Raw genomic sequence first — 26,306 nt, forward strand, 5'->3', positions numbered from 1 at the left:
AGTACCCGCGTGGGTCCGGAAGATGCGTCAGCCATCTTCCGGAGCGGGGCATTCGTTGACGGTTGGGGTTGGTCATGGCTGAGCCGGCAGAGCGTGTCAGCGCGATATCGGATTCCGTGTCTGGCATTCCCGGCCTGGTGTGGGCGTTCCGCCTCCACAGCGACGGCGGTGCCGAAGCGCTGCCGATCGACCAGCCGATCGAGTTCAGTCACGACGGCCGGCTCTGGCTGCATTTCAACCTCACGGACACGCGTTCACGGCCGTGGATCGCCGCGTCACAGCTGCCGCCGCTTGCGCGCGAGCTCTTGCTGTCCAACGACACCTTCCAGCAGCTTCACGTCATCGATCACTGCATCTACGGCGTGTTCTCCGACCTCGTACGCGACATCGGCAGCGCGACGGAGGAGACCGCGTTCCTGCGCTTCGCCATGACCGAGCGGCTCCTGATCAGCGGCCGCCATCAGGCGCTGTGCTCGGCGGACGCGACACGCCGGGTGCTCGAAGGCGGCTACCGCGTCGACAATGTCGCCCATCTCCTCGAAAAGATCGTCGACGAGGTCGCCGACACGCTTGATAGGATGGCCGACAAGCTCGGCCAGGAGATCGACGAGATCGAGGAGCGGATTCTGGCCGACGACGCCAAGCCGGAGATGCGCCGCAATCTCGGCCGGCTGCGCCGGACCTGCGTCAGGCTGCATCGCCAGCTCACCGGCCTGCGTACGCTGTTCCATCGCCTCGACCAGAAGAACACCGACCACCTGTCGCCGGACCTGCGTATCCAGGCCGGCAAGCTGGCGCAGCGGCTGGACGGCCTTGACCACGATATCGTCGAGCTGCGCGAACGCAGCCGCCTGCTCGAGGAGGAGCTGCGTTTCAAGAACGAGGAGCAAAGCAACAACCACCTCCACACGCTATCGATCGTCACTTCGCTGTTGCTGCCGCCGACGCTGATCACCGGTATCTTCGGCATGAACACCAAGGGCCTGCCGCTGACCGATGTCGAGAGCGGATTTTTCTGGGCGGCGCTCCTGATGGCCTCGTCGGTCGGTGCGGCCTATCTCTTCATGCGGCGTAGCGGCATCTTCAAATAGCGTACGCCAGCCGGTATCAGCCGTGATCGCGAGTGCACATCGATTTTTGCTGCGATATGCGGCTGCCATTGCGCTGGCCTGGACAGTGGCAGGCACGAGCGCGTTCGCCGGCGCCAAGGACGAAAGCGCGGCGGGGTGGCTCGCTCCGAAATGGTTCAACGACTGGCATGACGGCCTCGCCGACAAGGGCCTGAATTTCGGCGCCACCTACATCGCCGACAACATCGGCAATGTGTCGGGTGGCGTTAAGCGCGGCGCCATCCATTTCGGCCGGCTTGATCTGTCGGTCGATGCCGATCTCGACAAGCTGGTCGGTTGGACCGGTGGCCGCTTTTACGCCAATGCCTTCGTGATCTACGGGCGAGGTCTGAGCCGCAACTACGTCATGAATCTCGCCACCATCAGCGAAATCGAGGCGCTGCCGGACCAGCGGCTCTACAATGCCTATTTCGAGCAGAGCTTCTTCAACGACCGCTTGAACATCAGGGCCGGCCAGCAGGCCGCCGATGTCGAGTTTTTCGACAGCCAGACCGACGATCTCTTCATCAACGGCACCTTCGGCTGGCCGGCGATCAAGGCATCCAACCTTCCGGCCGGCGGGCCGGCGCCGCCGATCGCGGTGCCCGGCATTCGCATCAAGGCCGCGCTGACGGATCAGATCACGGCGTTCGGTGCTGTCTTCAACGGCGATCCGTCAGGACCTGGCGATGCAGATCCGCAGCTTCGCGACCATCATGGTCTCGCCTTTCGCGTCAACGACCCGCCGTGGGTGATCGGGCAGGTTCGCTTCAACTACGCCATCGATATCGGCGGCCGTCCGCTCGCCGGCAATGTCACGCCGGGTGCCTGGAAGCATTATGGCTCCTTCGACAGCCAGCGCTTGACGGCGGAGGGACAGTCGATCGCCGATCCCGGCGGAAGCGGCATTCCGGCGAAGCTTCGCGGCAATTACGGAATCTTCGCGGTCATCGAGCAGGTGCTCTACCGCCCGCCGGAGGTCAGGGACAACAGCACGTCGGCCTCGATCCCGGGTGTCACCGCGTTCGGCCGCATCGCCTACAGCCCGCCGGACCGCAACCTGATTGATCTCTATATCGACGGCGGCATCGGCTTCGTCGGTTTCGTTCCCGGTCGACCGCTCGATCGCTTCGGCGTGGCGGCGGCCTACATGCGGATCTCGAACACTGCGCGTCATCTCGACGTCGATACCCAATTCTTCACCGGCATCCAGAGCCCGGTGCGCAGCAACGAAACCCTGATCGAGATGATCTACGAAGCGCATGTCAAGCCGGGCTGGCTGGTCGCGCCGTACTTCCAATATGTGTTCCGTCCATCGGGCGGCATCCCGGACCCGAACGATTCGAGCGGTGTCGCGCGGATCGGTGACGCCGCAGTCTTCGGCGTCACCACCACGATCAGGTACTAAGCCATCGCGGCCTGCGGCTTTGGCTTCGGTTGTCGCGACAGCGTCAGCACGATCAGCGAGGCGAACACGCAGAGCGCGCCGGCGATGAAGAAGGCGGGCAGGTAGCTCTGATAGACCGTACGCGAGAAACCCGCGCCGAAGGCGGCGGTGCCCGCGCCGAGCTGGTGGCCGGCAAAGATCCAGCCGAACACCAGATTGGCGCGCTCGGGTCCGAATTTCTGCGCGGTCAAGCGCACCGTGGGCGGCACGGTTGCGATCCAGTCGAGCCCGTAGAACATCGCGAAGATCGAGAGCCCATAGAACGAGAAATCGCTGAAAGGGAGGAAGATCAGCGAGAGCCCGCGCAGGCCGTAATACCAGAACAGCAAATAGCGGTTGTCGTAGCGGTCCGACAGCCAGCCCGACATGATGGTGCCGAAGAAATCGAAGATGCCCATCGCAGCCAACAGGCCCGCGGCCTGCACCTGGGGGATGCCGAAATCGAGGCACATCGGAATCAGATGCACCTGCACGAGGCCATTGGTGGATGCGCCGCAGACGAAGAACGTCGCGAACAGAACCCAGAACGCGCTGCTCTTCGAGGCGTCGCGCAGCGTGCCGAGTGCAACGCCGGTGATCGAGCCGTGGGTGACCGGCGCGGCGGGCAGGGGCTCTGCGCCTTCGTCGCCGAAGGGGCGCAGGCCGACGTCGCTCGGGCGGTCGCGCATCGCGAGCAGGACCGCGAGGGCGGAAACACCGAGCGCGATGCAGACGAAGCCGAGCGCAACCCGCCAGCCGAAACGTTCGGTGAGGCTTGCCAGCAGCGGCAGGAACACGAGCTGACCGGTGGCGACACTCGCGGTCATGATACCGACGACGAGGCCGCGCCGCGCCGCGAACCAGCGCGTCGCGATGGTGGCGCCCAGCACCAGCGCAGTCATGCCGGTGCCGATCCCGATCACCACACCCCACAGCGCGACGAGCTGCCAGACCTCTGTCATGCCGAGCGAGAGCACCAGCGCCGAGACGACGATGAGCTGCGCGGTCAGCGTGACGTTGCGCAGGCCGTAGCGGTTGAGCAGGGCAGCCGCGAACGGCGCCATCAGCCCGAACAGGATGAAGCGGATCGACAGTGCGGAGGAGATCTCCGCCGTGCTCCAGCCGAACTCCTTCTGAAGCGGAACGATGAACACGCCGGGCGCGCCGACCGTGCCGGCGCTGATCAGCGCCGTGAGGAAGGTTACGCCGACCATCACCCAGCCGTAATGGATATTGCGGCGGCCGAGTGCTGCCGCGAGCCAGTTCGAGATCATTGGGCCTCAATCTTGAAGGGCAGGCGAGAGACCTGCGCGAGTTTGCAGAATGGCACGGGACGCGTCTGTCGAAAATGACAGAGTTCCCTCACTTCCGGACTTTCACGTCAGTGCGTCAAGCGCTCCACCGCGATCGCAGTGGCTTCGCCGCCGCCAATGCAGAGCGCCGCGATACCGCGCTTGAGGTTTCGCGCCTCGAGCGCATGTAGCAGCGTCACGATCAGCCGTGCGCCGGTGGCGCCGATGGGATGGCCGAGCGCGCAGGCGCCGCCGTTGACGTTGAGCTTGTCGCGGGGAATGCCGAGATCGCGCTGCGCCGCCATCGCCACCACGGCAAAGGCCTCGTTGATTTCGAACAGATCGACATCGTCGGCGCTCCAGCCGACCTTGTCGAGCAGCTTGCGGATTGCCGGGATCGGCGCCGTGGTGAACCATTGCGGCTCCTGGCTGTGGGTGGCGTGGCCCTTGATCTCGGCCAGAGCCGGCAGGCCGCTGCGATCGGCGAGCGAGCGCTTCGTCAGGACCAGCGCAGCGGCGCCGTCGGCGTTGGCGGAAGAGGCCGCCGGCGTGATGGTGCCGTTGGCGCGGAACGCCGGCTTCAGCCCGGGGATCTTCGCGGGATCGACCTTCAGCGGATGCTCGTCATTGGCGACGATGCGGGGACCTGCCTTCTCGCTCAGCGTGATCGGCGCGATCTCGGCCTTGAACGCGCCGCCCTCGACCGCCTTGCGCGCGCGGCTGAGCGTTTCCATCGCATAGGCGTCCTGGTCCTTGCGGGTGAACTGATAGGCTTCGGCGGTGGCCTCGCCGAAATCGCCCATGGAGCGGCCGGTCTCGTAGGCGTCTTCGAGGCCGTCCATCATTATGTGGTCGATAATGCGGTCGTGGCCGGCGCGATAGCCGCCACGCGCCTTGGCGAGCAGATATGGCGCGTTGCTCATGCTTTCCATGCCGCCGGAGACGACGATCTCGGCCGAGCCGGCGCGAATGATATCGTGCGCCAGCATGGTCGCTTTCATGCCGGAGCCGCAGACCTTGTTGACGGTGGTGGCGCCGGTGGCGTCGGGCAGGCCGGCGGCACGCGCAGCCTGGCGCGCCGGGGCCTGGCCCTGGCCCGCGGGAAGGACGCAGCCCATGAAGACCTCGTCGACCTTCTCCGGCGCAAGCTTGGCACGCTCGAGTGCCGCGCCGATCACGTGCGACCCGAGCTTGTGCGCGGCCAGCGGCGACAGCTCGCCCATGAAACGGCCGAGCGGACTGCGGACGGCGGAGACGATGACGACGGGATCGGCGGCTTCGGCCATGGGGAAGGCTCCCTCAGATGTCAGAATGTAAGATTATGATCATCATATGATGCGGCGCAAAAAATGCAACCGCGTCCGGCATGAGAAATTGTCGTGGGTCAGATGAGATTTGCTCGTTCGAACGGACGAGGCGGAGAGCCTAGCGTTTCCGATTCACAAACGCGCCCATCAGCCGCGTCGGCTCGTCCGTCAGGAACGACTCGCCGAAGACTTTGACGCTCAAATCCACCGACTCCGTCAGCGGCAGTTCCTCCCATTGCCGCAGCAGTGCCTTCTGCGAGCGCAGCGCCTCGGGGCCGCATTCGAGCAGGGCCTTCACGAGGTGCTCGACCTCGGCATCGAGCCCACCCTCCGGCGCGACCTTGTCGACCAGTCCCCACGCCAGAGCCGTCGCCGCGTCGATGTTCTCAGCAGTCATCACCAACCAGCGCGCGCGGGCCCACCCGATCAGGCGCGGCAGCAGCGCGGCATGGATCACCGAGGGAATGCCGACGCGCACCTCCGGCATGCCGAAATGCGCGTCATGCGCCGCGATCCGGAAATCGCAGGCGGCAGCGACTTCGAGCCCGCCGCCGAGGCACCAGCCGGGCATGCGCGCGATCATCGGGGCCGGAAAGGCGCGCACCGCCTCGCAGAGGTCGCGCAGGCGGCTGATGAAAGCTTCGGCGGACTTCTGGTCGAGCCCGGCCATCTCCTTGATATCGGCACCGCCGATCATGCTCTTCTCGCTCTGGCCGCGCAGCACCACAACCCGGATGCTGCGGTCCGACGAGAGCTGCTGCAAGCCTTTGCGCACCGCTTCGGTGACGGGCGAGCCCAAAATGTTCAGCGAGCCGGCGTTGCAGATCGCGACATGAACGACGCCGCGCGCATCGCGCGTCACGCCGCAGTGGTGGTTGAGCATTTCCATGAGAGGATCTCTGAGTTTCGTGGACGTGCGAATACGCCGGTCGGGATCACACTTCCGGGCCGAATTACATTGCTTGTCAAGCGGGCGGGGAGGGAGTTGCCAGCACGAAATCCGCAGCATAGTATGATGGAAATCATACAAAGAGGCCGTGGTGACCAACATCGATCAACTCGACCTGTTTTCGCCCGTGCAGAGGCGCGAGCGGGTGGTGGAGTGGCAGGTGCCTGCGCCGGTTGCGAAAGTGGCAATGGGCCTGTCAGGCATGGACGCGATGCTAGGCATCCGCGACGGACGGTTGCCGCCGCCACCCTTTGCCAAGCTGATCGGCTTCGTCATGGCCGTGGTCGAGCCGGGCCGAATCGTCATGGAACTCGATCCGCGCGAGGACCTCGAGAACACCATCGGCCTCCTGCACGGAGCCACTGCCGCCGCGCTGATCGACACCGCCATGGGGTGTGCGATCTCGACCAGGCTGGAGTCCGGGCAGGGCTCCGTCACCCTCGATCTGAAAATGACCTTCCTGCGTCCGCTCTCGGTCCGGTCCGGGCTGATCGCAGCCGAAGGCAAGGTGATCAAGCTGGGACGCCAGACCAGCTACACCGAGGGCTTCGTGCGGGACGGTAAGGGGGCACTTGCGGTGCACGCAACGGCGACCTTTTCCATGATCGGCAACAATTTTACCGGGAATTAATGCGCCGTCCGGCCGATATCCGTGTTATTAGATGACCTCCGACATCCAATGAGATCCGCATGCGCTATTCCCGGGAACACAAGCAGGAAACCCACGACCGCATCGTGAAGAAGGCCTCCGTGCGGCTGCGCGAAAAGGGCGCCCACGGCATAGGCGTCGCCGACCTCATGAAGGAAGCGGGCCTGACCCATGGCGGCTTCTACGCCCATTTCGATTCCCGCGAGGCGCTTGTGATCGAGGCATTCGACTACGCGATGAATCGCTCGATGGAGCACTGGCGCAAGCAGTCCGATCAGGTCGCGCCGGAGAAGCAGCTTCCCCAGATCGTCGAGACCTATCTCTCGACGGTGCATCGCGACAACCCCGGTCACGGTTGCTCGATCCCCGCGCTCGGCGCCGAGATCGCCCGCGAGAGCCCGAAGACGCGAAAGGCCTTTGCCGGCAAGCTCGACGAGATGATCGAGATGATCACGGACTTCATCCCGAATCTGCCGCGCAAGGCTGCGCGCAAGCAGGCGATCGCGACCCTGGCGACCATGGCTGGCACCATGTTGCTCGCGCGCATCGCCGGCTCGAGCGAGCTATCGGACGAGGTGCTGAAGACGGGCAAGGACAGCGCGCTGGACGGCGCGCGCCGCGAGCCGAAGGCTGCGGTTGCGAAGAAGGCGAAGCAGAGTTAGCGAAAGCCAGAGGCTCCGGACGTTATCGTGAGGAGACCGCACAGCGGTCGTCTCGAAGGATGGCCGCGGGTGAGATGTGGCCTGCATGGTTCGAGACGGCGCTCCGCGCCTCCTCACCATGAGGTGAGGCAGTCGTGCTCCCCTGCAAATTCTACCTTCCCGCAAACAACGCCCGCTCGCGCTCAACGATCTCGCCGATGTAATCCGCCACCGCACGGATCCGCGCGAGGTCCTTGCTGTCGGCGTGCATCAGCATCCAGAAGGTGCGGGTGATCGAGACCTCTTCCGCCAGCACCGCAATCAGCTGCGGATAGTCGGCCGCCATGAAATGCGGCAGGACGGCAATACCGAAGCCGGCGAGCGTGGCGTTGAGTTGCGCGATCAGATTGGCGCTGCGCAACCGTGCGGAGATCTTCGGCGACACCTGCGGCAAATAGTCGAGCTCGGGCGTGAACAAGAGCTCCTCGATATAGCCGACGAATCGATGGTGCGGCAGCACCTCGCGCGAGGTGATTTTCGGGAAGCGGTCGAGATAGGCGGGCGCGGCATAGAGTCCGAGCCGGTAGTCGAGCAGCTTGCGGCCGACGATGCGGCCTTCCTTCGGCATGGTCAGGCTGATGGCGATATCGGCCTCGCGCTTGGAGAGGCTGAACAGCCGCGCGGTGGCCACAAGTTGCAGGTCGAGATCGGGATACCGGTCCGCGAACGGCGCCAGTCGCGGCGCCAGGAACGCGGTCCCAAAGCCGTCGGGGGCGCCGATCCGCACCGTGCCGGTCAGCCGCGCCACGGAGCCACCGACCTGCTCCTGGTTGGCGACGATGGTCGATTCCATGGCTTCGGCGCTGTCGGCGACGCGCTGGCCAGCCTCTGTCAGCAGGTAGCCGGTCTTGCGCCGGTCAAACAGCTTGGCCGAGAGGTGCTTCTCCAGCCGGTCGACGCGGCGGATGACGGTGGCATGGTCGACGCCGAGCTGTTTTGCCGCAGCCGAAACCGAGCCGCCCCGCACGATGGCCAGCACGAAGCGGAAGTCGTCCCAGTCGATAGCGCCTTGATCCAGCATTTTCGCACATCTATGGTGCATTATCTCAGACTTGAATCCTATAAAATGCAGGTCGATAGGATTTGTCAAAGCGTTCAAGCTCGCCTCAAGGAGACCATTCCATGCGTTCAGTCGGACATTTCATTGGTGGCAAAGAGGTCAAGGGCACCTCGGGCCGCACCGCCGACGTTTTCGAGCCGATGACCGGTGACGTCCAGGCCAAGGTGGCGCTGGCGTCCAAGGCCGAGGTTCGCGCCGCCGTGGAAAACGCCCGCGCCGCCCAGCCGGAATGGGCTGCGACCAACCCGCAGCGCCGCGCCCGCGTCATGATGAAGTTCGTCGAGCTGGTGCAGCGCGACTACGACAAGCTCGCCGAGCTGCTCGCCCGCGAGCATGGCAAGACCGTTCCTGACGCCAAGGGTGACATCCAGCGTGGCCTCGAAGTCGCGGAATTCGCCTGCGGCATCCCGCACCTGATGAAGGGCGAATACACCGAAGGCGCCGGCCCCGGCATCGACATCTACTCCATGCGCCAGGCGCTCGGCGTCGTCGCCGGCATCACGCCGTTCAATTTCCCGGCGATGATCCCGATGTGGAAGTTCGCTCCCGCGATTGCCTGCGGCAACGCCTTCATCCTGAAGCCGTCGGAGCGCGATCCCGGCGTGCCTATGATGCTCGCCGAGCTGATGATCGAGGCGGGCCTGCCGGCCGGCATCCTCAATGTCGTCAACGGCGACAAGGAAGCGGTCGACGCCATCCTCGACGATCCCGATATCAAGGCCGTCGGTTTCGTCGGCTCCACCCCGATCGCGCAATACATCTACGAGCGCGCAGCCCAGACTGGCAAGCGCTGCCAGTGTTTTGGCGGGGCCAAGAACCACGCCATCATCATGCCCGATGCCGACATGGACCAGGCGGTCGACGCACTGATCGGCGCCGGCTACGGCTCGGCCGGCGAACGCTGCATGGCCGTGTCCGTCGCGGTCCCCGTCGGCAAGTCCACTGCCGACCGCTTGATGGAAAAGCTGGTCCCGCGCGTCGAGTCGCTCAAGATCGGCACCTCGATCGATCCGTCCGCCGATTACGGTCCGCTGGTGACGCGCGAGGCGGTCGAGAAGGTCAAGGGCTATATCGACATCGGCATCAAGGAAGGCGCGACGCTCGCCGTCGACGGCCGCGGCTTCAAGATGCAGGGCTACGAGAACGGCTTCTATCTCGGCGGTTCGCTGTTCGACAACGTCACCAAGGACATGCGGATCTACAAGGAAGAGATCTTTGGTCCCGTGCTCTCGGTCGTGCGTGCGCACGATTACAAGGAAGCGCTGGCGCTGCCGTCGGAGCATGATTACGGCAACGGCGTTGCGATCTTCACCCGCGACGGCGATGCCGCGCGCGACTTCGCGGCCAAAGTCAACGTCGGCATGGTCGGCATCAACGTGCCGATCCCGGTGCCGATCGCCTATTACACCTTCGGTGGTTGGAAGAAGTCGGGCTTCGGCGATCTCAACCAGCACGGCCCGGATTCGGTCCGCTTCTACACCAAGACCAAGACGGTGACCTCGCGCTGGCCGTCCGGCGTCAAGGAAGGCGCGGAGTTCTCGATCCCGCTGATGAAGTGATCCCCTCGGCCGTCATTGCGAGGAGCGCAGCGACGAAGCAATCCAGCATCTTTCCGCGGAGGCGGTCTGGATTGCTTCGCTTCGCTCGCAATGACGAGTAAAAATGAGCAGCCCATCATGCAGTTCGCTCTGAACGAGGATCAGATCGCGGTTCGCGACATGGCGTTGGCGTTTGCGGCGGAAAGGATCGCGCCGCACGCGCTGCGCTGGGACGAGGAGAAACATTTTCCCGTCGAGGTCATGCGCGAGGCCGCCACGCTCGGGATGGGCGGCATCTACATCCGCGAGGATGTCGGCGGCTCCGCCATGACGCGGTTCGACGCGGCGCTGATCTTCGAGGCGCTGGCGACAGGCTGTCCGACCACCTCGGCCTTCATCTCCATCCACAACATGGCGTCCTGGATGATCGATGCCTACGGCAGCGACACCCAACGCCACACATGGTTGCCCAAGCTCTGCACCATGGAGCTGATTGCGAGCTACTGCCTGACGGAGCCCGGCGCCGGTTCAGACGCGGCAGCGCTCCGCACCCGTGCCATGCGCGAGGGCGATCATTACGTCCTCAACGGTCAGAAGCAGTTCATCTCCGGTGCCGGCGGCACTGATCTCTTGGTGGCGATGGTCCGCACCGGCGGCGATGGCCCGGGCGGTATCTCGACGCTTGTGATCGACGGCAAGACGCCGGGCGTCTCGTTCGGCGCCAACGAGCGCAAGATGGGCTGGAACGCGCAGCCGACCCGCGCCGTGATCTTCGAGAACGCCCGCGTGCCGGTTGCCAACCGGCTGAGCGAGGAGGGCGTCGGCTTCAAGATCGCGATGGCGGGCCTCGACGGCGGGCGCCTCAACATCACGGCCTGCTCGCTCGGCGGCGCGAAGACCGCGCTCGACAAGGCGCGCGCCTACATGAAGGAGCGCAAGGCGTTTGGAAAACGTCTCGACGAATTCCAGGCGTTGCAATTCAAGCTTGCCGACATGGCGATCGAGCTCGAGGCCGCGCGCACCTTCCTATGGCGCGCCGCCGCCGCGCTGGATCGCAAGGATCCGGATGCCACCATGCTCTGTGCGATGGCCAAGCGTTTCGGCACCGATGTCGGCTTCGAGGTCGCCAACCAGGCGCTCCAGCTTCATGGCGGCTACGGCTATCTCAGCGAATATGGCATTGAGAAGATCGTGCGCGATTTGCGCGTGCACCAGATCCTCGAAGGCACCAATGAAATCATGCGGCTGATCGTGGCGCGCAAATTGATCGAGGGCGCGCGATGAGTGGAGCGCAGGAGGGCGACCTGGTCGCGCGGGTCGAGGGCGCGGCCGGCATTGTCAGGCTCAACCGTCCGAAGGCAATCAATGCGGTGACGCTGGAGATGTTTCGCGACATCGACAAGGCGCTCGACCGCTTCGAAGCCGACCCCGCCATTGCCGTGATCGTGCTGGAAGGTGCCGGCGAGCGCGGCCTGTGTGCCGGCGGCGACATTCGTGCGCTCTGGGAGAGCTCGAAGGTCGACGGTGACCTCGGCAAGATCCTGTGGCGGGAAGAGTACATCCTCAATGCCCGGATCAAGAAATTCCCAAAACCCTATGTCGCCTTCATGGACGGCATCGTGATGGGGGGCGGCGTCGGACTCTCGGCCCATGCGAGCCATCGAATCGTGACCGACCGCACCAGGCTCGCGATGCCCGAGGTCGGGCTCGGTTTCTTTCCCGACGTCGGCGGCACCTGGCTGTTGTCACGCTCGCCGGGCGAGATCGGCACTTATTTCGGCCTGACTGGCCAGACCATGAACGGCCCCGATGCGATCCACGCGAGGTTTGCCGACGCGGTGGTGCCGGCGGCCAAATGGCCGGAGTTGCGCGACGCGCTGACCAAGGTTCGCCTGGGCATCACCGCGGCCGATGTCAGCAAGCTCATCAAAGGTTTTGCGACGGGGGAGACCGTGGGGCCGGTCGCCGCAAGGGAGCCGGCGATCGACGCACTGTTCGGCTTCGACCGCATGGAAGACATCTTTGCCGCGCTCAAGCGTGACGGTTCCGAGTTCGCGCTCACGACATTGAAGACGCTCAACGAAAAATCGCCGCGCGGCATGGTGGTGACGCTCAAGTTGCTGCGGCTCGCGCGCACCGCGTCCAGCCTGGAAGAATGCCTGGTGCGCGAATATCGCGCTGCGCTGGAAGTCTTCCACAGCGACGACTTTCGCGAAGGCGTGCGTGCCGCCGTGATCGACAAGGACCGCAATCCGACCTGGTCGCCGTCGCGGATCGAGGACGTCACGCCGGACATGCTCGCGCAGTATCTCGCCGAGATCGGCGCCGACGAACTGAAGTTCAATTAACAACGTCTTTGAAGCGGAGGAAACCAAGATGGCCACGATCGCATTCATCGGTCTCGGCAACATGGGCGGTCCAATGGCCGCCAATCTGGTCAAGGCCGGCCACAAGGTCGTCGCTTTCGACCTCGCCGAGGCCTCCCGCAACCAGGCCAAGGCCGACGGTGCCGGCATCGCCGAGAGCGCGGCGGGCGCCGTGAAAGGCGCCGATGTGGTCGTCACCATGCTGCCGGCCGGCAAGCATGTGCTCGGCGTGTGGGGCGAGGTCGTTCCTGTGATGACCAAGGGCGCGTTGATCATCGACTCCTCCACCATCGACGTCGAGAGCGCGCGCCAGGCGCATGCGCTGGCGGCCAAGCACGGGGTGCTTTCGGTCGACGCGCCGGTCTCCGGCGGCACCGGCGGCGCCAAGGGTGCGACGCTCACCTTCATGTGCGGCGGCGAGGACAACGCGTTCGCAGCGGCAAAGCCCGTGCTGGAGAACATGGGCAAGAAGATCGTGCATTGCGGCGGTGCCGGCGCGGGCCAAGCGGCAAAGATCTGCAACAACATGATCCTCGGCATTTCCATGATCGCCGTGAGCGAGGCGTTCGCGCTGGCCGAGAAGCTCGGGCTCTCGCACCAGGCGCTGTTCGACGTCGCCTCGACCTCGTCGGGCCAGTGCTGGTCGCTGACCACCTATTGCCCGGTGCCCGGGCCATTGCCGACCTCGCCCGCCAACAACGACTACAAGCCGGGCTTTGCCTCGGCGCTGATGGTGAAGGATCTGACGCTGGCGCAGGACGCCGCCAAGGCCGCGGGCGCGGCGACGCCGCTCGGCAAGCATGCGCAGGAAATCTATCAGTCATTCGACGCAGCCGGCCACGGCGGGGTGGATTTTTCCGGAATTATCAAGCACGTTCGCAGCCTCGCTGAGAAATAGCGATGCTTTGCTCGTAGCCGGGATGGAGCGAAGAGAAATCCGGGACAGCCGCTTCCAATTGCCTAGCTGGCCCCGGATTGCGCTTCGCTCCATCCGGGCTACGCTCGAAGGTCAATTCGACGGGCTCTCACCATGACGACATTTCAGGAAGCGCGCGCGTTTCTACTTCATAACCGCACGGACTACGAGACAGCGGTCAAGGGCTTCCGCTGGCCCGATCCGGTTCCCTTCAACTGGGCGCTCGACTGGTTCGACGCCGAGCTGGCGGCGAATGCGGACAGCAAGGATCGTCCTGCGCTCTGGATCGTCGATGCCGCGCAGGACCGGCAGACCAAGCTCTCGTTCGCGGCGTTGTCGCGCCGCTCCAACCAGGTCGCGAATTTCCTCCGTGCGCAAGGCTTGAGGCGCGGCGATCATCTCCTGCTGCTGCTCGGCAATGTCGTTCCGCTGTGGGAGACAATGCTGGCGGCGATCAAGCTTGGCGTCGTCGTGATTCCCGCAACGACGCTGCTCACCGCCGACGAGCTCCACGACCGGCTCGATCGCGGCAAGGCGAAGGCGGTGGTGGCAGCGCAGGACCAGGTTGCGAAGTTCGCAAGCCTTGGCGCCGACAATATCGTCCGCATTGTCGTGGGCGAGGCTTCCGATGGCTGGCTTTCCTATGATGAGGCGGCAAAGGCGGCGGAGAGCTTTGCAGCCGACGGCCCGACCAACGCCGATGACCCCATGCTGCTCTATTTCACCTCGGGCACAACCGCAAAGCCGAAGCTGGTGCGGCACAGCCAGCGCAGTTACCCCGTCGGCCATCTCTCGACCATGTACTGGATCGGGTTGAAGCCCGGCGACGTCCATCTCAACATCTCCTCGCCCGGCTGGGCCAAGCACGCCTGGAGCTGCTTCTTCGCGCCGTGGAACGCGGGCGCGACCGTGTTCGTGCTCAACCAGCCGCGCTTCGACGCCAAGGGCCTGCTTGCCACCATCGGCCGCTGCGGCGTCACCACGCTGTGCGCGCCGCCGACGGTGTGGCGGCTGTTCATCCAGGAGAACCTGTCGTCATTCAAGGTGGCCTTGCGCGAGGTCTGCGGCGCGGGCGAGCCGCTCAATCCGGAAGTGATCGACCAGGTGCAGGCCGCCTGGGGCCTCACCATCCGCGATGGTTACGGGCAGACGGAAACGACAGCGCTCGCCGGCAACTCGCCGGGGCAAAAGATCAAGATCGGCTCGATGGGCCGGCCGCTGCCGGGCTATCGCGTGCAGGTCAGCGACGCCGATGGTCATCCGGCCAAGGAGGGCGAGGTGGCTCTGGTGCTCGGCGAAAACCGCCCCGCCGGCCTGATGCAGGGCTATCAAGGCGACAACGGTGAACTGTCCGGGGCCGAAGGCGAGCTTTATCGCAGCGGCGACGTCGTGTTCGAGGACGATGATGGCTATCTCACCTTCGTCGGCCGCTCCGACGACGTGTTCAAATCCTCCGACTATCGCATCAGCCCGTTCGAACTCGAGAGCGTGTTGCTCGAGCACGAGCTCGTCGCGGAAGCCGCCGTGGTGCCGAGCCCGGATCCGATCCGGCTGGCGATTCCCAAGGCCTTCGTGCTGCTGACATCCGGCGCGGAGCGCTCGCCGGAAACCGCGCTCTCCATCTTCAGGCATCTGCACGCGCGCCTGGCGCCGTTCAAGCGCATCCGCCGCCTCGAGATCGTGACGGAGCTGCCGAAGACAATCTCGGGAAAGATCCGCCGCGTTCAGCTCAGACGTCTCGAGCGCGACGACGACCGCAACGATCCCCTGCGCGGTCGGGAATTCCGCGAAGAGGATTTTCCGGAACTGCCGAAAACACGGAGCGAGACCTAAGTGAACGAAGTCTGGAAGAAGCCGCCGATTTCCTTGGACGCCTATCAGGCCATGGTCGGCAAGGAGATCGGGGTGTCGTCGTGGCACCTGGTCGATCAGCCCCGCATCGACACCTATGCCGACGTGATCGAGGATCACCAGTTCATTCACGTCGACCCGGAGCGTGCGAAGAAGGAGACGGCGTTCGGCACCACCATCGCGCACGGTTTCCTCACGATGTCGCTGCTGTCGATCATGTCGTACGAGGTGATGCCCGTCATCGCGGGCACCACGATGGGCGTCAATTACGGTTTCGACAAGTTGCGTTTCATCTCGCCGGTGCGCTCGGGAAAACGCGTTCGCGGTCGTTTCGTGCTGGCGGAAGCGAAGCTGCGCAAGCCGAATGAATTGCAGTCGCGCACCAACGTCACCGTGGAGATCGAAGGTGAGGACAAGCCCGCGCTGGTCGCGGAGTGGCTGGGGTTGATCTATTTCGCCTGAGGCGAGCCGTTCCTGCCGGACTTGACCCGGCAACCCATCGCTGCTCAAAAGCCGTTCAAATCGCGCTCGGTGCACCCTCTCCCCTTGCGGGAGAGGGTGGCGAAATCGAGCGGAGCGAGATGAAGCCGGGTGAGGGGTATCTTTCCACACGCTCATCTGCCGAGACAGACCCCTCATCCGGCGCCGTAGCCAACGCTACGCGTTGGCGTTTTAACTAGGAACGGCGGCCGTTGGCCGCCTATGCCACCTTCTCCCAGAAGGGGAGAAAGGAAGACAGCACAAGGAAGCACAATGGCAATCAGGTTCGACGGACGCGTCGCCATCGTCACCGGCGCGGGGAATGGTCTGGGGCGCGCGCATGCGCTGGGATTGGCCAGCCGTGGCGCCAAAGTGGTCGTCAACGATTTCGGTGGCGCGCGCGACGGCAGCGGCGGCTCGCTCTCGCCGGCGGAAGCCGTGGTCGAGGAGATCCGCAAGGCCGGTGGCATCGCCATGGCCGACGGCGCCGACGTCTCCAATTTCGAGCAGGTCACCGCGATGGTCGAGCGCGCCACCAAGGAATGGGGCAGCGTCGATCTCTTGTGTGCCAATGCCGGCATTTTGCGCGACAAGTCGTTCGGCAAGATGGAAGCGGCCGATTTCCAGAAGGTGCTCGACGTGCACCTCGTCGGCACCTTCTATTGCTGCAAGGCGGCCTGGGCCGGCATGCGCGATCGCAACTACGGCCGCATCGTGCTGACGACGTCGTCCTCCGGCCTCTACGGCAATTTCGGCCAGGCCAATTACGGAGCAGCCAAGTCCGGCATGGTCGGCCTGATGAACGTGCTGGCGGAAGAGGGCCGCAAGTCCGACATCCGCGTCAACATTATCTCGCCGACGGCAGCAACCCGCATGACGGAAGAGTTGCTGCCGCCGCAGGCGCTGCAGTTGATGAAGCCGAACGCGATCACGCCAGCGGTCGAGTACATGCTGAGCGAGGATGCGCCGACCCGCACCATCATGGGCGCTGGCGCCGGCTCGTTCGCGGTGATCAAGATCGTCGAGAGCGAAGGCATCAACCTGCCGGAGTCCGAGTGGACCCCGGATGCGGTCGCGGAGCATTTCGCAGAGATCAGCGACATGTCGAAGGCGAAGGCGCTGCAGGGGGCGTTCGAGCAGACGCAGAAATACGTGGCGCAGGCCGCCGCGCGTGCCGGGGTAAAGCTCTGACAGCGGTCGCCGTCATCGGCGCCGGCCCTGCTGGGCTGATGGCGGCCGAAGTGCTCGCGCAGGGCGGTGCTCGTGTCACCGTCTACGATTCCATGCCATCCGCGGGCCGCAAATTCCTGATGGCCGGCCGCGGCGGACTCAATCTCACCCACAGCGAACCGCTGCCGCAGTTCATCACGCGCTATCGCGAGGCGGCGCCGAGACTGCAGGCTGCGATCGAAGCGTTTTCGCCTGACTCGCTGCGTGCCTGGAGCGAGGCGCTGGGCGAGCCGACCTTTGTCGGCTCCAGCGGGCGTGTGTTTCCGAAAGCGTTCAAGGCATCGCCATTGCTGCGGGCGTGGCTGCGGCGCCTCGATGCTGCCGGCGTGCGCTTTGCCTTTCGGCAGCGCTGGATGGGCTGGGACCGGGACGGACGGCTGGTCTTTGACCCGCCCGGCAGCGGCGCTACCGTCGCCGCGGACGCCACAGTGCTGGCACTCGGCGGCGCCAGCTGGCCGCGACTAGGCTCCGATGGCGGCTGGACGACGATCCTGGCCGACAAAGGCGTTGCGATCTCGACGCTGCGGCCAGCGAACTCCGGCTTCACAGTCGCATGGTCCGAAATCTTCCGCACGCGCTTCGAAGGCCAGCCACTCAAGGGCATTACGCTGTCCTTCGGCCCACACCGGGCGCGCGGCGAGGCCATGATCACAAGCGGCGGGATCGAGGGCGGGGCGATCTATGCGCTGTCGGCCGAACTGCGCGAGGCGATCGCGGCGAACGGCGAAGCGGTCCTGCATGTCGCCTTGCGGCCGGATGTCGATCATGGCGAACTCGTCAAACGCCTGTCCGCATCGCGCGGCAAGCAATCGTTCTCCAACTTCCTGCGCAAGGCTGCGCAGCTGTCGCCGGTCGCAGTCGGGCTGTTGCAGGAAGCCGCCATCAGTGCCGGCCAGTCGTTGTCGGCCGTGTCGGCCGAAGGTTTGGCGGAGCTCATTAACGCCGTGCCGATCAAGCTCACGGGCGTAGCGCCGATCGCGCGCGCGATCTCCAGCGCCGGCGGGATTTCTCTCGATGAACTCGACTCGGACTTCATGATCCGCAAGCTGCCGGGCGTGTTCGCGGCCGGTGAGATGCTGGACTGGGAGGCGCCGACCGGTGGCTATTTGCTTCAGGCCTCGTTCGCGACGGGGGCTGCGGCGGGCAGGGGCGTGTTGCGACGGCTCGCCCTGAAGGACGGGTAGAGCGCACGCTCCACCCATCCCACGGAGCCCTACCTCAGTTTTCCCCGTGCCGCCACCGGCAGCGTGCCGATGATCTCCTCACCGCGCACCATCACCACTTCGTCCATCATGTTGACGACGACGCAGACATGATTGGGCACGACCCGCACGACGTCGCCGACATTGGGCCGGGTGTTGCTGCGGGAGAGGTCGAGGAAGCCGTGCTCTTCGGCGAAGCGTGCGATCTTCGCTTCGGGGTGCTCGAGGATGAGGCCGTGGCCGTCGAGGCCGCCGGTGTCCGTCGTCAGAGTCTTCGAGCCCGCGTCGAGGATGCCGCGCTCAGGCGCGGCGCGGCTGACCACCGTCGAATAGATGTGCAGCGCGCAGTCATCCCAGGTGGCGACGCCCGCCGCGACCTGCATGCGGTCGTTATAGATGTAGGTGCCGAAGCGGTGCTCGGTGCCGCCCTTGAGCTTGCCGAGATTCTTCAGGTTCGGCGTTCCGCCGGTCGAGACGATTTTTGCATCCAGCCCGTGCGCGCGCACGCCGGCCAGAGCTTCGTCATAGAATTTTTGCGCGTCCACCCAGCCGGTCTCGGTCGGATACATCATGAAGCCAGCGAATTGCAGTCCCTTGGATGCAGCAATCTCTTGCGCCAGCGCAATCGCCTCGGCGGGCGTTTCGACGCCGGCGCGCTTGCGTCCTGTGTCGCATTCGACCACGACCGACAGCGGTCGGCCTGAGGCCGCGGCGGCCTTGGGCAGGCCGGCAACGACGGTCGAATTGTCAGCGGCGACCGTCATGTTCGCCTTCGCCTGCAGCGCCCCTAACCGCGCCATCTTCTCTTCGCCGAGCAGGTTGTAGCTGATCAGGATGTCATCGATGCCGGCATTGGCCATGATCTCGGCTTCACCGAGCTTCTGGCAGGTGATGCCCTTGGCACCGGCAGCGATCTGCATCTTCGCGATCGTCGGGTTCTTGTGCGTCTTGATGTGAGGCCGGTTGGCGATCCCGGCGTCATCGCAGGCCTTCTGGATCCGCGCGATGTTGCGCTCGACCTTGTCCATGTCGATGACGGCGCAGGGCGTGCCGTATTCGCGGGCGATCTTGGCGGCAAGGGTCGTTGTCATGGAAGTCTCTGAGTTGGCGCGCATTCCGTTTGCAAAAGCGGTGCCCACTTTTGCGAATGCACGCTAGGCCTGTTCAATCTCTTCGCGCCGCACTTCGAGCTCCAGCCATTTGTCCTCGGCCTCGGCCAGTTCCTTTTGCGCCTTCGTCAGAGCGTCGGATGCCTGGTCGAAGCGCTTGCGATCCTTTCGGAAGAGATCGGGGTCGTCAAGGAAGCGCTGCTGCTTGGCGATTTCGGCCTGCAGCTTGGCGATGGTCTTGGGCAGCGTCTCCAGCGCGTGTTGCTCGTTGAAAGTCAACCGCCGTCTCGCGCCGCCGGACGGCGCAACTGATCGCTGCTCTCTCGTCTCTTCGACGGCCTTCGCTGTCGCGCGCTTCACGTCGGCGCCGCGCTGGGCCAGCATGTCGGTATAACCGCCGGCGTATTCGAGCCAGCGTCCGTTGCCCTCGGGCACGATCACAGACGTTACCACGCGGTCGAGAAAATCGCGATCGTGGCTGATCAGGATCACGGTGCCTTCATAGTCGCTGAGCATCTCCTCGAGGACGTCGAGGGTCTCCAGGTCGAGGTCGTTGGTCGGCTCGTCCAGCACCAGGAGGTTGGAGGGTTTTGCCAGCGCGCGTGCCAGCATAAGCCGGCCGCGCTCGCCGCCCGACAGCACCTCCAACGGCGTGCGCATCTGTTCCTGGGCGAACAGGAAGTCTTTCATGTAGCTGACGACATGCTTCGGCTTGCCGCCGACCATGACATGGTCGCCGCGGCCGCCGGTGAGCGCCTCGGCCAGCGTCGTCTTCGGATCGAGACTTTCCCGATGCTGGTCGAGCGTGGCCATCTCGATGTTGGCACCGAGCCGTATGCTGCCGCTGTCCGGTGCGCTGCCGCCGGTCAGCATCTCGATCAGCGTGGTCTTGCCGGCACCATTCGGGCCGACGATGCCGATACGGTCGCCGCGCTGGACGCGGATCGAGAAGCCGTCGACGATCTTTCGCTCGCCATAGGACCGGCTGATATCCTTGGCCTCGATGACGAGCTTGCCGGATTTGTCGGCCTCGGCAGCCGCGAGATTGGCGTTGCCCGTCGCGCCGCGATGGGTGCGGCGCTGGTCGCGCAGCGCGTGCAGGTTTCCCAGCCGCTTGACGTTGCGCTTGCGGCGGCCCGAGACGCCGTAACGCAACCAGTGCTCCTCGTTGACGATCTTGCGGTCGAGCTTGTGCTGGTCGCGCTCTTCCTCCGCGAGCACCTCGTCACGCCAGGCCTCGAAGGCACTGAAGCCGCGGTCGATCTGCCGGATCTGGCCGCGGTCGAGCCAGGCGGTGCTGCGCGAGAGATTGCCCAGGAAGCGCCGATCGTGGCTGATGATCACCAGCGCGCAGCGGCGGCTTTCCAGTTCGCCCTCCAGCCATTCGATGGTCGGAAGATCCAGATGGTTGGTCGGCTCGTCCAGCAGCAGGATGTCGGGTGAGGGCGCCAGCACGCGCGCCAGCGCGGCGCGACGCGCTTCGCCGCCGGAGACATGCGCCGGATCTTCTTCGCCGCTGAGACCGAGCTGCTCGACCAGATAGCGCGCCTGATAGTGGTCGTCGCCGGCATTGAGGCCGGCCTCGACATAGGCCAGCGTGGTGGAGAAACCGGAAAAATCCGGCTCCTGCGGCAGGTAGCGGATGGTAGCGCCGGGCTGCACGAAACGGCTGCCGCCATCCGGTTCGACCAGGCCGGCGGCGATCTTGAGCAGCGTCGATTTGCCGGACCCGTTGCGGCCGATCAGACAGACGCGCTCGCCGGTCGAAACCGACAGTTCGACGCCTGCCAGGAGCGGCGTGCCGCCGAAGGTCAGCTTGATATCGCGCAGTTGAATCAGCGGTGGCGCCATGCGGTGTCTCAGTCCTGTCTTGTTGCGGCCTGGTCGGCGCGGCGGCGCTGGATGCGGCGGATGGTCTGGTCGAGTGTCGACAGAAACGTCGAGCGGTCGCGCGGTGAATAGGATTTCGGACCGCCGGTGACTTCGCCGGCCGAGCGTAAATCGGTCATCAGGTTGCGGACCGCGAGCGTCATCCCGATCGATTCCTCGGTGAACGCCTTGCCGTTGGACGCAATCACATCGGCGCCGGCCTTCACGCAGCGGCTCGCGAGTGGAATATCCGAGGTAATGACGATATCGCCGGGCCCGGCGCGTTCCGCGATCCAGTCATCGGCCGCGTCCATGCCGGCACCCGCGGCGACCCGCTCGATCAGCGGATCCTGGGGCACGCGGATGAAATTGCCCGCGACTACGCTCACGGGCAGGCCGTGCCTGCCAGCGACGCGATAGATCTCGTCCTTCACCGGACAGGCGTCGGCGTCGACATAGATGCGGGTGGTGTTTTGAGGGTTCGTCATTGTCCGTAGATGGGGCTTGCGAAGCGGTTCCGCAGCAGCCGCGTGGTACCCCATTCGGATCGCAAAGGCGAGGGGATTGACCCCGGTTCCTCAGGGCCTACGATCGGCCCGAAACAACAAGAATTTGGGGAAAGCCAAGCCATGCCGAACCGGCTCGAAACCTATCGCGTCGAGGCCTACAACACGGCCAAACAATCCGAAAACAAGATGCATGACGACAATGTGGCGCGCCGCTTCGGATTTTCCGGCGGGCTGGTCCCCGGCGTCGACGTCTTCGCCTACATGGTGCATGTGCCGGTGGCGCGCTGGGGCCGAGATTTCCTGTCGCGCGGGCTGATCGAGGCGCGTTTCATCAAGCCGGTCTATGACGGCGAGACCGCCGACGTCGATGCGACCGAGCACAACGGCTTGCTCACCATCGAGGTGTTCAGCCGTACCGAGCTCTGCGCAACGGGCACGGCGTCGCTGCCGGCGACTGCGACTGCGGTGTCGTTGAGCGACTATGTCGAGGTCCCCGCGATTGCCGAGCGCAAGCCGGTCAGCGCGGCAACATTCGAGACCGGCAAATGGCTCGGCACGACACCGCGCCGCTGGGCCGGGCAGGATGCGGCCGACTATCTCGCCGACATCCGTGAGACCGATCCGATCTTCGCGGGCGAGGGGCTAGGCCACCCCGGCCTGATCCAGCGCGTCATGAACCGCGTGCTGGTGGACAACACGATCCTCGGCCCCTGGATCCATGTCGGCAGCCGCATGCAATTGTTGTCGGCCGCACGCTCCGGTGACGAGATCACCGCGCGGGCAAAAGTCACCGCGAATTACGAGAAGAAGGGCCACCGCTTCGTCGAGCTCGACGCGCTGGTGGTTGCCAACGGCACGACGCCGCTGGCGCACTGCCAGCACATCGCGATCTACCAGCCGCGCGAGCAGGCGGTGGCGTAGGCACGGGCGAAGAGAGGCAAGTACACGGCTCCAAGCTCGGTGTCATGCCCCGCGAAGGCGGGGCATCCAGTACGCCGCGGCTTCTCCGTAAATCACTGCCGCCTCAGAGTACTGGATCGCCCGGTCGAGCCGGGCGATGACAGTGAGCTTGTGGAGGCAGATGGGCAGCGCTACGCCGCTTTCCCCTTGGCATCCTGGATCGCCCGCCACACGCGCTCCGGCGTCAGCGGCATGTCGATGTGCTTGATGCCGTAGTCGGAGAGCGCGTCGATCACCGCGTTCACGACCGTTGACAGGCTGCCGGCGCAGCCGGCCTCGCCGCAGCCTTTGCTGCCGAGTGGATTGGTCGTGGCCGGCACCGGGTGGTCGCCGACCGTCATGTTCGGAACGTCCTCGGCGCGCGGCAGGGCGTAGTCCATCAGCGAGCCCGTGATCGGCTGGCCGCTCTCGTCGTAACGGACGTGCTCCATGAGAGCCTGGCCGATGCCCTGGACGACGCCGCCATGGAGCTGGCCCGCGACCAGCAGCGGGTTGATCACCGTGCCGAAATCGTTGACCGCGCTGTAGCGCACGATCTGCACGACGCCGGTCTCGGGGTCGATCTCGACCTCGGCGACATGGCAGCCGTTCGGGAAGGACGACGGCACCGGTTCGCTGGTGTGATCGACGTCGAGGCTGTCGGGCACGCCATCCGGGGTCTTGCCGTCGTGCAGGCGCTTGGCGAGCTCCATGATGTCGATGCTGCGGTCGGTGCCGGCGATCGTAAAGCTGCCGCCTTCGAATTCGATGTCGGCTTCGGATGCCTCGAGCATGTGCGCGGCGGCGCGCTTGCCCTTTTCAATCACGAGCTTGGCGGCGCCCACGATCGCCATGCCGGTCGCGGTGATCGAGCGCGAGCCACCGGTGCCATTGCCGGTGTGGACGATATCGCTGTCGCCCTGCACCAGCTTGACGCTGTCGAAGGGGACGCCGAGCTGCTGGCAGAGTACCTGCGCGAATGCGGACGCGTGGCCCTGGCCGTAATCGAGCGTTCCGGTGATGAGCTGCACCGAGCCATCGGGATCGAACACGATCTTGCCGAGCTCGACGCCGGGAGGTGCGGTCACCTCCAGATAGGAACCGACGGCGATGCCACGCAGTTTGCCGGACTTCTTGCTCTCCTTCTTGCGCTTGGCAAAATTCTCGTGGTCGGAGATTTCGAGCGCCTTGTTGAAGACAGCCTGGAAGTCGCCGCTGTCATAGGTGACGCCGGAGGACGCGGCGAACGGCATCTGGTTCTGCTTGATGAAGTTGCGCTTGCGCAAGGTCAGCCGGTTGATGCCCATCTCGTCGGCGGCGCGGTCGATCAGCCGCTCCATGTAGTAGTTGGCCTCGGGCCGGCCCGCGCCGCGATAGGCGCCCATCAGCGTGGTGTTGGTCAGCACCGTCTTGATATCGACGGCCATCAGCGGTGTGCGATAGACGCTGGAAAAGTTCTTGCTGGTGTTGAGCGAGAGCGGACTGGGGGCAACGCCGGTGATGTAGGCACCGAGATTGCCGTAGCCCGAGAGCTTGGCGGCGAGGAAATGCCCCTCGGCGTCCAGCGCGAGCTCGGCGTGAATCTTCTGCGCACGGCCGTGGCTGTCGGACAAGAAACTGGTCGAGCGTTCGTCCAGCCATTTTACCGGCCGTCCCAATTCCTTGGCCGCATACAGGATGCACATGTACTCGGGGTAGTTGACGTTCTTCATGCCGAAGGAGCCGCCGACATTGGCGGTGAGGATGCGCACCTTCTCGTTCGGCACCTTCAGGTTCTTGGCGAGGTTGGCGCGGTTGCCGGCGACGCCCTGCGTCGGCATCTGGATGGTGTAGCGCTCGGACTTCTTGTCGTAGGAGGCAAGGCCGACGCGCGGCTCCATCGAGACCACGGCGACGCGGGTGTTCTCGATGTCGACCTTGGTGACGTGAGCGGCGCTGGCGAAGGCCGCATTGACCTTCTCGATGTCGCCATAGTGGTAGTCGAGCGCGACATTGTTCGGGATGTGATCGTAGAGTTGCGGCGCGCCGGGTTTTGCGGCTTCCTCGGGATCGGTCACCGCTGGCAACGGGTCGATATCGAGCTCGACCGCCTCGGCCGCGTCGCGCGCCTGGGCCAGCGTCTCCGCCACCACGAAGGCGACAGGATCGCCGACGAAGCGGACCTTGTCGGTTGCGAGCGGCTGGCGGTTAGTCTGGAGCAGGGGAGAGCCGTCACGGCTCTTCAGCGGCAGGCCGCAGGTGAAGGGGCCGTAGCCGGCCGCATCGAGGTCCTTGCCGGTCCACACCCCCAGCACGCCCGGCATCGCCCTGGCGGCGTCGATGTTGATGCCGCGAATGGCGCCGTGGGCATGGGTCGAGCGGACGATCACGGCATGGGCCTGGCCCGGCAGGTTGAAATCGTCGGTGTAGCGGCCCTTGCCGCGCACCAGGGTATCGTCCTCCTTGCGGCGGACCGGCTGCCCGACGCCATATTTTTGCAGTGCAATAGCGTTTTCGAGCGTCGAGGATTTGGTGTGTTCTTGCATGGAATTGACCTGAAAAGCCGGCAATTGCGCGGTTTGGGGGGCGCCTAGGGGACCGGACCCCTCAAAAATAACCCACCGGCCCGTTCACGACAACGCACGAATGGGCATGGTCCCATGTGATGTGTTGTTGCGCAGGATTGGTGCGCTGCTAATGTTTCAGGCGAAAAAGCAATTCCAGCTCGGCCTAACCGGCCGCGGAAAGACAGTTTGTATGAATGACCACACGCGGCTCCGCGACGGCCTTGCGCCGCACGGTGAGCTGGGGTCGATGGCGGCGGCGTTCGCCACTGAACCGGCCGTCGGCGCGCAAGCGCCGGGAACCGGCGTCTACGCGGCGCTCGACCTCGGCACCAACAATTGCAGGCTCCTGATCGCCTGTCCGACCCACGACGGCTTTCGGGTGGTCGATTCCTTCTCGCGCATCATCCGGCTCGGCGAGGGCGTCTCGGCGACGGGGTGCATCAGCGAGGCCGCGATCGAGCGCGCCATCGTGGCGCTCGGGATCTGCCGCGACAAGATCAACCTGCGCAAAGCCAAGCGATTGCGGCTGATCGCCACCGAAGCCTGCCGCGCTGCCTCGAACGCCGAGGGCTTTCGCAGCCGCGTCGCTGCCGAGACCGGGATCGAGCTCGAGGTGATCGACCGCGAGACCGAGGCGGCGCTCGCCGTGCTCGGCTGCTCGCCGCTGGTCGATCCCAGGGGGCGCGGCGCGATCCTGTTCGACATCGGCGGCGGCTCGACCGAGCTGGTGCGAATCGAGCGCGACGCCGCAAATCCGGAGCCGCGCATCAAAGCCTGGATGTCGATCCCGTTCGGTGTGGTCACGCTGGCCGAGCAGTTCGGGGGCCGCGACGTGACGCCCGAGATCTACGCCGCAATGGAGCGCGAGGTCGCCCGTCACATCACGCCGTTCGCCGAACAGCATGGCGGCGATCTCGCCGACATGCATCTCCTGGGCACATCCGGCACTGTGACGACGCTCGCCGGCATCCATCTCAATCTCGCGCGCTACGACCGCCGCCGCATCGACAGCGTCTGGATGAACGATACCGACGTCACTGCGACCATCAACAAGCTGCTCGGCATGAGCTATGAGGAGCGCGCCGGCAACAGCTGCATCAGTATCGAGCGCGCCGATCTCGTGCTGGCCGGCTGCGCCATCCTCGACGCGATCCGCCGCGCCTTTCCCCTGCCACGCCTGCGCGTCGCCGACCGGGGCCTGCGCGAAGGCATGCTGGTCGAGATGATGCGCGAAGACGGCGCGCTCAGGAGCTGGTGA

Annotated in this window: 22 protein-coding genes; 14 read left to right on the forward strand and 8 right to left on the reverse strand. The window is 65.1% G+C overall.

The features are described 5' to 3' along the window. Positions 1-74: 74 nt before the first annotated feature. Both BRA471DRAFT_RS16475 and BRA471DRAFT_RS16480 read left to right on the forward strand, forming a co-directional pair. A complete protein-coding gene (locus BRA471DRAFT_RS16475; protein ID WP_007609085.1) occupies positions 75-1,091 on the forward strand; it encodes a transporter in 1,017 nt (338 codons plus the stop codon). A 22-nt stretch (positions 1,092-1,113) separates the two neighbouring features. Next, on the forward strand, positions 1,114-2,517 hold the full coding sequence (locus tag BRA471DRAFT_RS16480) for a carbohydrate porin (protein WP_007609086.1): 1,404 nt from the start codon (positions 1,114-1,116) through the stop codon (positions 2,515-2,517). On the opposite strand, the gene BRA471DRAFT_RS16485 is transcribed toward BRA471DRAFT_RS16480, so the two are convergent. From BRA471DRAFT_RS16485 to BRA471DRAFT_RS16495, 3 genes are all read right to left on the reverse strand, one after another. Then, on the reverse strand, positions 2,514-3,809 hold the full coding sequence (locus BRA471DRAFT_RS16485; RefSeq protein WP_007609087.1) for an MFS transporter: 1,296 nt from the start codon (positions 3,807-3,809) through the stop codon (positions 2,514-2,516). The genes BRA471DRAFT_RS16480 and BRA471DRAFT_RS16485 overlap by 4 nt on opposite strands. Positions 3,810-3,916: 107 nt before the next feature. Then, positions 3,917-5,113 carry an acetyl-CoA C-acyltransferase gene (locus BRA471DRAFT_RS16490; RefSeq protein WP_007609095.1) on the reverse strand — a complete coding sequence of 399 codons (1,197 nt, stop codon included), beginning with the start codon at positions 5,111-5,113 and terminating at the stop codon, positions 3,917-3,919. A gap of 139 nt (positions 5,114-5,252) precedes the next feature. Beyond that, positions 5,253-6,023, reverse strand: a complete 771-nt coding sequence (locus BRA471DRAFT_RS16495) for an enoyl-CoA hydratase (RefSeq protein ID WP_007609097.1) — start codon at positions 6,021-6,023, stop codon at positions 5,253-5,255. 151 nt (positions 6,024-6,174) lie between these two features. Between BRA471DRAFT_RS16495 and BRA471DRAFT_RS16500 the strand changes: the two genes are divergently transcribed. Continuing rightward, positions 6,175-6,714, forward strand: coding sequence for a PaaI family thioesterase (locus BRA471DRAFT_RS16500; RefSeq protein WP_007609099.1), 540 nt, complete (start codon positions 6,175-6,177; stop codon positions 6,712-6,714). Between the two features lie 59 nt (positions 6,715-6,773). Beyond that, the gene (locus tag BRA471DRAFT_RS16505; RefSeq protein WP_007609104.1) at positions 6,774-7,394 is read left to right on the forward strand and encodes a TetR/AcrR family transcriptional regulator; all 621 of its coding nucleotides are present in this window, start codon (positions 6,774-6,776) and stop codon (positions 7,392-7,394) included. Between the two features lie 151 nt (positions 7,395-7,545). On the opposite strand, the gene BRA471DRAFT_RS16510 is transcribed toward BRA471DRAFT_RS16505, so the two are convergent. After that, a complete protein-coding gene (locus BRA471DRAFT_RS16510; protein ID WP_007609106.1) occupies positions 7,546-8,454 on the reverse strand; it encodes a LysR family transcriptional regulator in 909 nt (302 codons plus the stop codon). Between the two features lie 101 nt (positions 8,455-8,555). On the opposite strand from BRA471DRAFT_RS16510, the gene BRA471DRAFT_RS16515 reads away from it, so the two are divergent. From BRA471DRAFT_RS16515 to BRA471DRAFT_RS16550, 8 genes are all read left to right on the forward strand, one after another. After that, positions 8,556-10,052, forward strand: coding sequence for a CoA-acylating methylmalonate-semialdehyde dehydrogenase (locus BRA471DRAFT_RS16515; RefSeq protein WP_007592262.1), 1,497 nt, complete (start codon positions 8,556-8,558; stop codon positions 10,050-10,052). A 117-nt stretch (positions 10,053-10,169) separates the two neighbouring features. Continuing rightward, the gene (locus tag BRA471DRAFT_RS16520; protein ID WP_007609108.1) at positions 10,170-11,315 is read left to right on the forward strand and encodes an isobutyryl-CoA dehydrogenase; all 1,146 of its coding nucleotides are present in this window, start codon (positions 10,170-10,172) and stop codon (positions 11,313-11,315) included. Continuing rightward, complete coding sequence (locus BRA471DRAFT_RS16525; RefSeq protein WP_007609109.1) at positions 11,312-12,379, forward strand: enoyl-CoA hydratase/isomerase family protein; 1,068 nt, start codon at positions 11,312-11,314, stop codon at positions 12,377-12,379. The genes BRA471DRAFT_RS16520 and BRA471DRAFT_RS16525 overlap by 4 nt, the downstream gene beginning before the upstream one ends. 28 nt (positions 12,380-12,407) lie before the next feature. Further along, complete coding sequence (gene mmsB / locus BRA471DRAFT_RS16530) at positions 12,408-13,295, forward strand: 3-hydroxyisobutyrate dehydrogenase (RefSeq protein WP_007609111.1); 888 nt, start codon at positions 12,408-12,410, stop codon at positions 13,293-13,295. 132 nt (positions 13,296-13,427) lie between these two features. Further along, positions 13,428-15,146 carry an AMP-binding protein gene (locus BRA471DRAFT_RS16535; protein ID WP_007609113.1) on the forward strand — a complete coding sequence of 573 codons (1,719 nt, stop codon included), beginning with the start codon at positions 13,428-13,430 and terminating at the stop codon, positions 15,144-15,146. Continuing rightward, the gene (locus BRA471DRAFT_RS16540; RefSeq protein WP_007609115.1) at positions 15,147-15,626 is read left to right on the forward strand and encodes a MaoC family dehydratase; all 480 of its coding nucleotides are present in this window, start codon (positions 15,147-15,149) and stop codon (positions 15,624-15,626) included. It abuts the gene before it with no gap. 291 nt (positions 15,627-15,917) lie between these two features. Then, complete coding sequence (locus tag BRA471DRAFT_RS16545) at positions 15,918-16,835, forward strand: SDR family NAD(P)-dependent oxidoreductase (RefSeq protein ID WP_007609117.1); 918 nt, start codon at positions 15,918-15,920, stop codon at positions 16,833-16,835. Beyond that, positions 16,832-18,058 carry a TIGR03862 family flavoprotein gene (locus BRA471DRAFT_RS16550; RefSeq protein WP_007609119.1) on the forward strand — a complete coding sequence of 409 codons (1,227 nt, stop codon included), beginning with the start codon at positions 16,832-16,834 and terminating at the stop codon, positions 18,056-18,058. Before BRA471DRAFT_RS16545 ends, BRA471DRAFT_RS16550 begins: the two co-directional genes overlap by 4 nt. Positions 18,059-18,087: 29 nt before the next feature. Here BRA471DRAFT_RS16550 and BRA471DRAFT_RS16555 read toward each other — a convergent pair whose 3' ends face one another. The 3 genes from BRA471DRAFT_RS16555 to BRA471DRAFT_RS16565 all read right to left on the reverse strand — a co-directional run bounded on the left by BRA471DRAFT_RS16555 (position 18,088) and on the right by BRA471DRAFT_RS16565 (position 21,542). Then, a complete protein-coding gene (locus BRA471DRAFT_RS16555; protein ID WP_007609122.1) occupies positions 18,088-19,167 on the reverse strand; it encodes an alanine racemase in 1,080 nt (359 codons plus the stop codon). Between the two features lie 63 nt (positions 19,168-19,230). Next, positions 19,231-21,036 (reverse strand): ABC-F family ATP-binding cassette domain-containing protein, encoded by a 1,806-nt coding sequence (locus BRA471DRAFT_RS16560; RefSeq protein ID WP_007609124.1) that lies wholly within the window; start codon positions 21,034-21,036, stop codon positions 19,231-19,233. Between the two features lie 8 nt (positions 21,037-21,044). After that, positions 21,045-21,542, reverse strand: coding sequence for a YaiI/YqxD family protein (locus BRA471DRAFT_RS16565; protein WP_007609125.1), 498 nt, complete (start codon positions 21,540-21,542; stop codon positions 21,045-21,047). Between the two features lie 141 nt (positions 21,543-21,683). Here BRA471DRAFT_RS16565 and BRA471DRAFT_RS16570 point away from each other — a divergent pair, with 141 nt between their 5' ends. After that, positions 21,684-22,484, forward strand: coding sequence for a hypothetical protein (locus tag BRA471DRAFT_RS16570; RefSeq protein WP_007609127.1), 801 nt, complete (start codon positions 21,684-21,686; stop codon positions 22,482-22,484). Between the two features lie 170 nt (positions 22,485-22,654). Here the strand turns inward: BRA471DRAFT_RS16570 and BRA471DRAFT_RS16575 are convergent, their stop codons facing one another. Continuing rightward, complete coding sequence (locus tag BRA471DRAFT_RS16575) at positions 22,655-25,027, reverse strand: xanthine dehydrogenase family protein molybdopterin-binding subunit (RefSeq protein WP_007609129.1); 2,373 nt, start codon at positions 25,025-25,027, stop codon at positions 22,655-22,657. 211 nt (positions 25,028-25,238) lie between these two features. Between BRA471DRAFT_RS16575 and BRA471DRAFT_RS16580 the strand changes: the two genes are divergently transcribed. Further along, entirely contained in the window at positions 25,239-26,306 is a 1,068-nt protein-coding gene (locus BRA471DRAFT_RS16580) for a Ppx/GppA phosphatase family protein (protein WP_035974952.1), read from the forward strand.

Origin of the sequence: Bradyrhizobium sp. WSM471 (assembly GCF_000244915.1) — a bacterium.
Lineage (GTDB): Bacteria > Pseudomonadota > Alphaproteobacteria > Rhizobiales > Xanthobacteraceae > Bradyrhizobium.